Here is a 6,337-nt window from a genome sequence, read left to right as displayed (position 1 = left end):
CCCTATTAAATGCAACGAATTGGTATTGTTCACCTTCATTATAAGCCGAACTATAAGCCGAACTTTCTTTTCTGTCATGAGTTAGCAGGCTAAGCCTGCTTAGAGTTTTTGATAGGAACTGGGGGATTTTACACGACTTACTTTTGCTATTCCATAGCTTATATTTCTCATTTACACCAGAATAAGGTAAAATTGAAGTGGTAATCTACTTGTTTTTTAGCTATGTTAGAAAAGTAAAATTGTTGTTATATATTGAAATCATTGCGAGCGTTAAGTGAGACTTTCCGCTGTGAGATAAGTGTCTGTAAATAAAGTGTTTTGTTTACAGACACTCGGAATTTTTGAGACCATAGGCTCAAAAATTAGTCTTGGAACTTCGAAGAAGTTCGCAGACGTCCGTAATCACTTAAGGGAAGTCTCAAAAAATACTTTGTTTTCAATAGAATAAAGAGGAAAATCATGACAAAAGCAGACACTATTTTTAAAGAAAATATCACTAAAATCATGGAAGAAGGCGTTTGGTCGGAGCAAGCACGTCCTAAATACAAGGATGGCACCACAGCTAATTCCAAATACATCACTGGAGCTTTTGCAGAATATGACTTGAGCAAGGGAGAGTTTCCAATTACCACTCTTCGTCCTATCGCTATCAAATCTGCTATCAAAGAAGTGTTTTGGATTTATCAAGACCAGACAAACAGCCTAGATGTCCTTGAAGACAAGTATAATGTGCATTATTGGAATGATTGGGAAGTTGAAGGCGTGCCTGCCAATAATGGGGACAAGCGTTCAATTGGTCAGCGTTATGGTGCGGTCGTTAAGAAGCACGATATCATTAACCGTTTGCTGGCTCAGTTGGAGGCTAATCCGTGGAACCGTCGCAATGTCATTTCCCTTTGGGATTACGAGGCCTTCGAGGAGACAGCTGGCCTTCAGCCTTGTGCCTTCCAAACCATGTTTGACGTTCGTCGTGTGGGTGAGGACATTTATTTGGACGCCACTTTGACGCAACGCTCTAACGATATGCTGGTGGCTCATCATATTAATGCCATGCAGTATGTGGCTCTTCAGATGATGATTGCCAAGCACTTTGGTTGGAAAGTTGGTAAATTCTTTTATTTCATCAACAACCTCCATATCTATGACAATCAATTTGAGCAAGCCGAGGAACTCCTCAACCGTCAACCATCTGATTGCCAACCACGTTTGGTCCTCAATGTTCCTGATGGGACAAATTTCTTCGATATCAAACCAGAAGATTTTGAATTGGTTGACTATGATCCTGTTAAACCTCAACTCAAATTTGACTTAGCAATTTAATAAACGTTGATAATTTAAGTCCATAAAGAGCTGGCAAACTTTTTTCCAAGCTCTTTTTCTCTTTTTTTGTTAGAATGGATTGTAAACTTAAAAAGAAAAGGAAATACTGTGTCTAAACAACTCATTGCTATTTGGGCGGAAGCTCATAACCATGTTATTGGGAAGAATCACACCATGCCTTGGCATTTGCCTGCTGAACTGGCACATTTCAAGAAAACGACCATGGGCTCAGCAATTCTCATGGGGCGTGTGACCTTTGATGGCATGAACCGTCGTTGTCTACCAGGACGTGAAACCTTGATTTTGACACGAGACAAGGACTTCGACTGTGAGGGTGTAACGACCGTTACGAGTGTTGAGGAAGCCCTAGCTTGGTTTGAACAGCAAGATAAGGATCTCTATATTGCTGGTGGTGCTGGTGTCTACAAGGCTTTTGATGGGCATTATGATGCATTCATCAAGACAACTATTGAGGCTGATTTAGAGGGAGATACGTATTTTCCACAACTAGATATGACGGCATTTAAAGAGGTATCACGTGACCGAGTGGCCAAGGATGATAAAAATGCCTACGACTTTAGCATAAGTCGCTATGAAAAAGAAGGAGACTAGGTTCATGCAACGTAGTGTTTTTGGGTTATTTACTGCATTATTGGGAGTACTTTGTGTGCTCTCTGCCATTCCTGCCTTTCGCAAGAAACGTTATGGGTTAGCAGTTTTTCTCTTTTTAAATGCTTTTACCAACCTTGTCAATACTATTCACGCCTTCTATGGCACCCTATTTTAGAAAAGAGTGAGGAATAAATGGCTGGAAATCGTAATGAAGAAATGGTTTATTGTTCATTTTGTGGCAAAAACCAAGAAGAAGTAAAGAAAATTATCGCTGGGAATGGCGTCTTTATCTGTAACGAATGTGTGGCCTTGTCACAAGAAATCATTCGTGAGGAAATGGCAGAAGAAGTTTTGGCTGACTTGGCTGAAACTCCGAAGCCAAAAGAACTTTTGGATATTTTGAACAACTATGTCGTGGGGCAAGACCGTGCTAAACGTGCTTTGGCGGTAGCTGTTTACAACCACTATAAACGTATCAACTTCACAGAAAGTCGTGAAGACAATGATGTGGATTTGCAAAAATCAAATATTCTCATGATTGGACCAACCGGTTCAGGGAAGACTTTCTTGGCTCAGACCTTGGCTCGAAGCTTGAATGTTCCTTTCGCGATTGCGGATGCGACATCATTGACAGAGGCTGGTTATGTGGGTGAGGACGTGGAAAATATCCTCCTCAAACTGATCCAAGCGGCAGACTTCAATATTGAACGTGCGGAACGTGGAATCATCTATGTCGACGAGATTGATAAGATTGCTAAAAAAGGTGAAAACGTATCAATCACTCGTGACGTTTCTGGTGAAGGGGTTCAACAAGCCCTCTTGAAGATTATCGAAGGAACAGTAGCTAGCGTTCCACCTCAAGGTGGTCGTAAACACCCTAACCAAGAGATGATTCAAATTGATACGAAGAATATTCTTTTTATCGTGGGTGGTGCTTTTGATGGTATCGAAGATATCGTTAAGCAACGTCTTGGTGAGAAAATCATTGGTTTTGGTCAAAATAATAAGGCTATTGATGATGACTCATCATACATGCAGGAAATTGTGGCTGAAGATATCCAAAAATTTGGTCTTATCCCTGAGTTTATCGGACGTTTGCCAGTCCTTGTGGCCCTTGAACAGTTAACGGTGGACGACTTGGTTCGTATCTTGACAGAGCCTAGAAATGCCTTGGTTAAACAGTATCAAACCCTCTTGTCTTATGATGGGGTTGAACTTGAGTTTGACCAGGATGCTCTTGAAGCTATTGCAAGTAAGGCGATTGAACGTAAGACTGGTGCGCGTGGGCTTCGCTCTATCATTGAAGAAGTTATGATGGATGTCATGTTTGAAATTCCTAGCCAGGAAGATGTGACTAAGGTTCGTATTACCAAAGAAGCTGTTGACGGTACAGCTGCTCCAGTTTTGGAAACAGCGTAAGGAGGACTTATGGCTGAAGAACAAGTCCTAAATACGCACAATGCTGAGATTTTACTCAGTGCAGCAAATAAGAGTCACTATCCCCAAGATGACCTCCCTGAGGTTGCCCTAGCAGGACGCTCGAATGTTGGTAAATCAAGCTTTATCAATACACTTCTCGGTCGTAAAAACCTCGCCCGTACTTCTGGGAAACCAGGAAAAACCCAGTTGCTTAATTTCTACAATATTGACGACAAGTTACGCTTTGTGGATGTGCCAGGTTACGGTTATGCCCGTGTATCCAAAAAAGAACGTGCCAAATGGGGGAAAATGATTGAGGAGTACCTCGTGACTCGAGACAATCTTCGTGTGGTGGTCAGTCTGGTTGACCTTCGACATGAACCGACTCAAGACGATATCCAGATGTATGAATTTCTCAAGTATTATGAAATTCCAGTTATCGTCGTAGCGACTAAGGCTGATAAGATTCCTCGTGGAAAATGGAACAAGCACGAATCTATCATTAAGAAAAAACTCAATTTTGATAAAAATGACCATTTCATCGTCTTTTCATCTGTCACACGTGACGGTTATGATGAAGCATGGGATACGATATTGGCAGAATTGTAAGAAAAGCTCGGAGAAATCCGAGTTTTTTTGAATTTTATCATTTATTGACATAAAGAAGTCTCTATGATAGTATAAAAAAAGCGTATGATTAGATTTTTGACTTGTGATTCGCAAGTAATAATGAAAATGTGTTGAAGGTGTTTAGCTCCTCCAGTATATTTCCTATTAAGAAAAAATGAAAAAGTTCAGGTGACTTAAATGACATCAGCTGAAAAGTTGGTATCTGTATACTGTCGTCCGCGTAAGAGTTTTCATACGCTTTTTTTTTATATGGGGAGGTTTTATGAATAAATTAACTAATGTTGAGTCCAAGGATGATTTTGCAAGACTTTTGGGATTTTCAAATAGTAGATTTATGAATTATGTATTGTATGTTTTGCGTACAGAGGAACTATATGAGACTTTTACAATTCCTAAAAAAAGTGGAGGAGAGAGAACAATTAACGCTCCTAAAAAGGAATTAAAAATACTTCAAAAAAAGTTGGCAAATCTCTTGTGGGATTGTTACATTGAAGATTTAGAATCTGAGTCAAAAGTAAAGAATAAAAAAATACCTAATTTATCGCACGCTTATGAAAAGAATAAAAGTATAATAACCAATGCAAAGTTACATAGAAATAAAAAATATGTCTTAAATATTGATTTAGAAGATTTTTTTGACAGCTTTAATTTTGGAAGAGTGAGGGGGTTTTTTATTAAGGATAGAAATTTTTGTGTATCTTCAGACGTTGCGACTGTTATTGCACAAATTGCTTGTTATAAAGGAAAGTTACCGCAGGGGGCACCTTCTTCACCAATTATTACAAATTTAATTGCTAGAATCTTAGATTATCGAATTGTAAAAATTGCAAAAAAATATCGCTTTACATACAGTAGATATGCAGATGATATGACTTTTTCAACAAATCGAGAATTAGCTTCAAACAAGCTGAGGACAACTAAAGAATTAGATAAATTCCTTGCAGAATTAGAAAAAGTAATTGTGGCATCTGGTTTTAAAATAAATAATAAAAAAACACGCTTAAGTAACAATATGCAGCGCCAAGAGGTTACAGGTTTAGTTGTTAATAAAAAGATAAATGTAAAAAGGGAGTATATTAAAAATACACGTGCAATGGCTCATAAGTTATATTTGAGTCAAAGGTTTGAAATCGATGGTAGAGAAGGCACGATTAATCAGCTAATAGGTAGATTTGCTTTTGTTCAACAGATCGATCAATTTAATAATTATTTATCATATAAAAAATCATTAATAAAGAATAATTTTGATGCTCAAAAATATTTGATAGGAAAAGATTCGGGAAAAAAATCAGAATCAAAATATTATTGGAAATATATTTTTAGTAATAGAGACCTTCGAAAGCATTTATATTATAATTCGAGACATGATACATATAATTTACCAAAAGGATTTTATACCATAGGAAAAGAAGAGAAAAAAATGTATATGTCTCTATTTAATTCTAGGGAAAAAGAATATAAAAAGTTTTTATTTTATAGATACTTTTATGGAAATGATAAACCAATTATTGTTACTGAGGGAAAAACTGATTCTAGATATATTAAGGCTGCATTGAAAAAATTATATTATAAATACCCTGAACTAATTGAAAAAAATGGTAGTGATTTTGTTTTCAAAATTGAATTTTTGAAACATTCAAATACAATAGAGTATCTTTTTAATGTTCCAGAAGGGGGATCCGGTTTTGAATACTGGTATAGATATTTTTCCGATAAAAAGAGATTTCAAATGGGCGAGGTTGAAAAGGTGGTTTATCCTAATTATATTGAATACTTTAAAAAATTAACAAATAGGCCACCAGATAATCCGACTATTTTTTTGTTTGATAATGAACTTCAGGGTCCACTATACAATTTTGCAAATTTTGCGAAAGATCTAGCCATTTCTACAAATAATTTTAATCAGATTCGATATAGTTCGTTTGATAGAATTGTTAAGAAAGATTCCCTCTATGTAATGGCGACCCCATTAATTCCTAAAATAAATAATGGTGTATTTTCAGATATTGAGGACTTATTACTCGTGAGAAATTCAACACCTATTTTACGAGGAAAACAATTTTCTAAACATGGAGGGTCGAATCATTATGGAAAAGATATTTTCTCTAAACATGTTTTGAAAAATTATTCAAAGTATGACTTTACTGAATTTATCCCTCTATTGGATGGAGTAAAAAATAATATTAAAGACTATTATCAAAAATCTAACAATAGGAAGAATTGACCATTTCATCGTCTTTTCATCTGTCACACGTGACGGTTATGATGAAGCATGGGATACGATTTTGGCAGAATTGTAAGAAAAGCTCGGAGCAATCCGAGTTTTTTTTATCTTACGAAAACCACTAGCTGTGCT

Annotated in this window: 6 protein-coding genes and 1 pseudogene; all 7 read left to right on the top strand. The window is 36.7% G+C overall.

Annotated features, from left to right (window positions below; genetic code table 11):
* The first annotated feature begins 459 nt into the window (after positions 1-459).
* The gene (locus tag HMPREF2697_RS07875) at positions 460-1,320 is read left to right on the top strand and encodes a thymidylate synthase (protein WP_004182958.1); all 861 of its coding nucleotides are present in this window, start codon (positions 460-462) and stop codon (positions 1,318-1,320) included.
* 108 nt (positions 1,321-1,428) lie between these two features.
* The gene (locus tag HMPREF2697_RS07870) at positions 1,429-1,932 is read left to right on the top strand and encodes a dihydrofolate reductase (RefSeq protein ID WP_004182957.1); all 504 of its coding nucleotides are present in this window, start codon (positions 1,429-1,431) and stop codon (positions 1,930-1,932) included.
* Between the two features lie 4 nt (positions 1,933-1,936).
* Positions 1,937-2,107 carry a hypothetical protein gene (locus tag HMPREF2697_RS10415; RefSeq protein WP_002886174.1) on the top strand — a complete coding sequence of 57 codons (171 nt, stop codon included), beginning with the start codon at positions 1,937-1,939 and terminating at the stop codon, positions 2,105-2,107.
* A 17-nt stretch (positions 2,108-2,124) separates the two neighbouring features.
* Positions 2,125-3,351: an ATP-dependent Clp protease ATP-binding subunit ClpX gene (gene clpX, locus HMPREF2697_RS07865; protein WP_049527417.1), complete on the top strand. Its 1,227-nt coding sequence runs from the start codon at positions 2,125-2,127 to the stop codon at positions 3,349-3,351.
* A gap of 9 nt (positions 3,352-3,360) precedes the next feature.
* On the top strand, positions 3,361-3,960 hold the full coding sequence (gene yihA, locus HMPREF2697_RS07860; RefSeq protein ID WP_002885996.1) for a ribosome biogenesis GTP-binding protein YihA/YsxC: 600 nt from the start codon (positions 3,361-3,363) through the stop codon (positions 3,958-3,960).
* Positions 3,961-4,243: 283 nt separating this feature from the next.
* A complete protein-coding gene (locus HMPREF2697_RS07855) occupies positions 4,244-6,205 on the top strand; it encodes a retron Ec67 family RNA-directed DNA polymerase/endonuclease (RefSeq protein ID WP_070850274.1) in 1,962 nt (653 codons plus the stop codon).
* A pseudogene (locus HMPREF2697_RS10410) lies at positions 6,201-6,281 on the top strand (YihA family ribosome biogenesis GTP-binding protein); the annotation flags it as partial. The gene HMPREF2697_RS07855 and the pseudogene HMPREF2697_RS10410, both read left to right, overlap by 5 nt.
* Between the last annotated feature and the right edge of the window lie 56 nt (positions 6,282-6,337).

This window comes from Streptococcus sp. HMSC064D12, assembly GCF_001837205.1.
Lineage (GTDB): Bacteria > Bacillota > Bacilli > Lactobacillales > Streptococcaceae > Streptococcus > Streptococcus salivarius_D.
This window is presented reverse-complemented; position numbering and strand designations above follow the sequence as displayed.

Coding starts and splice junctions, on each gene's coding strand:
- HMPREF2697_RS07875 (WP_004182958.1), top strand. CDS start 460: ATGACAAAAGCAGACACTATTTTTAAAGAAAATATCACTAAAATCATG.
- HMPREF2697_RS10415 (WP_002886174.1), top strand. CDS start 1,937: ATGCAACGTAGTGTTTTTGGGTTATTTACTGCATTATTGGGAGTACTT.
- clpX (WP_049527417.1), top strand. CDS start 2,125: ATGGCTGGAAATCGTAATGAAGAAATGGTTTATTGTTCATTTTGTGGC.
- yihA (WP_002885996.1), top strand. CDS start 3,361: ATGGCTGAAGAACAAGTCCTAAATACGCACAATGCTGAGATTTTACTC.
- HMPREF2697_RS07855 (WP_070850274.1), top strand. CDS start 4,244: ATGAATAAATTAACTAATGTTGAGTCCAAGGATGATTTTGCAAGACTT.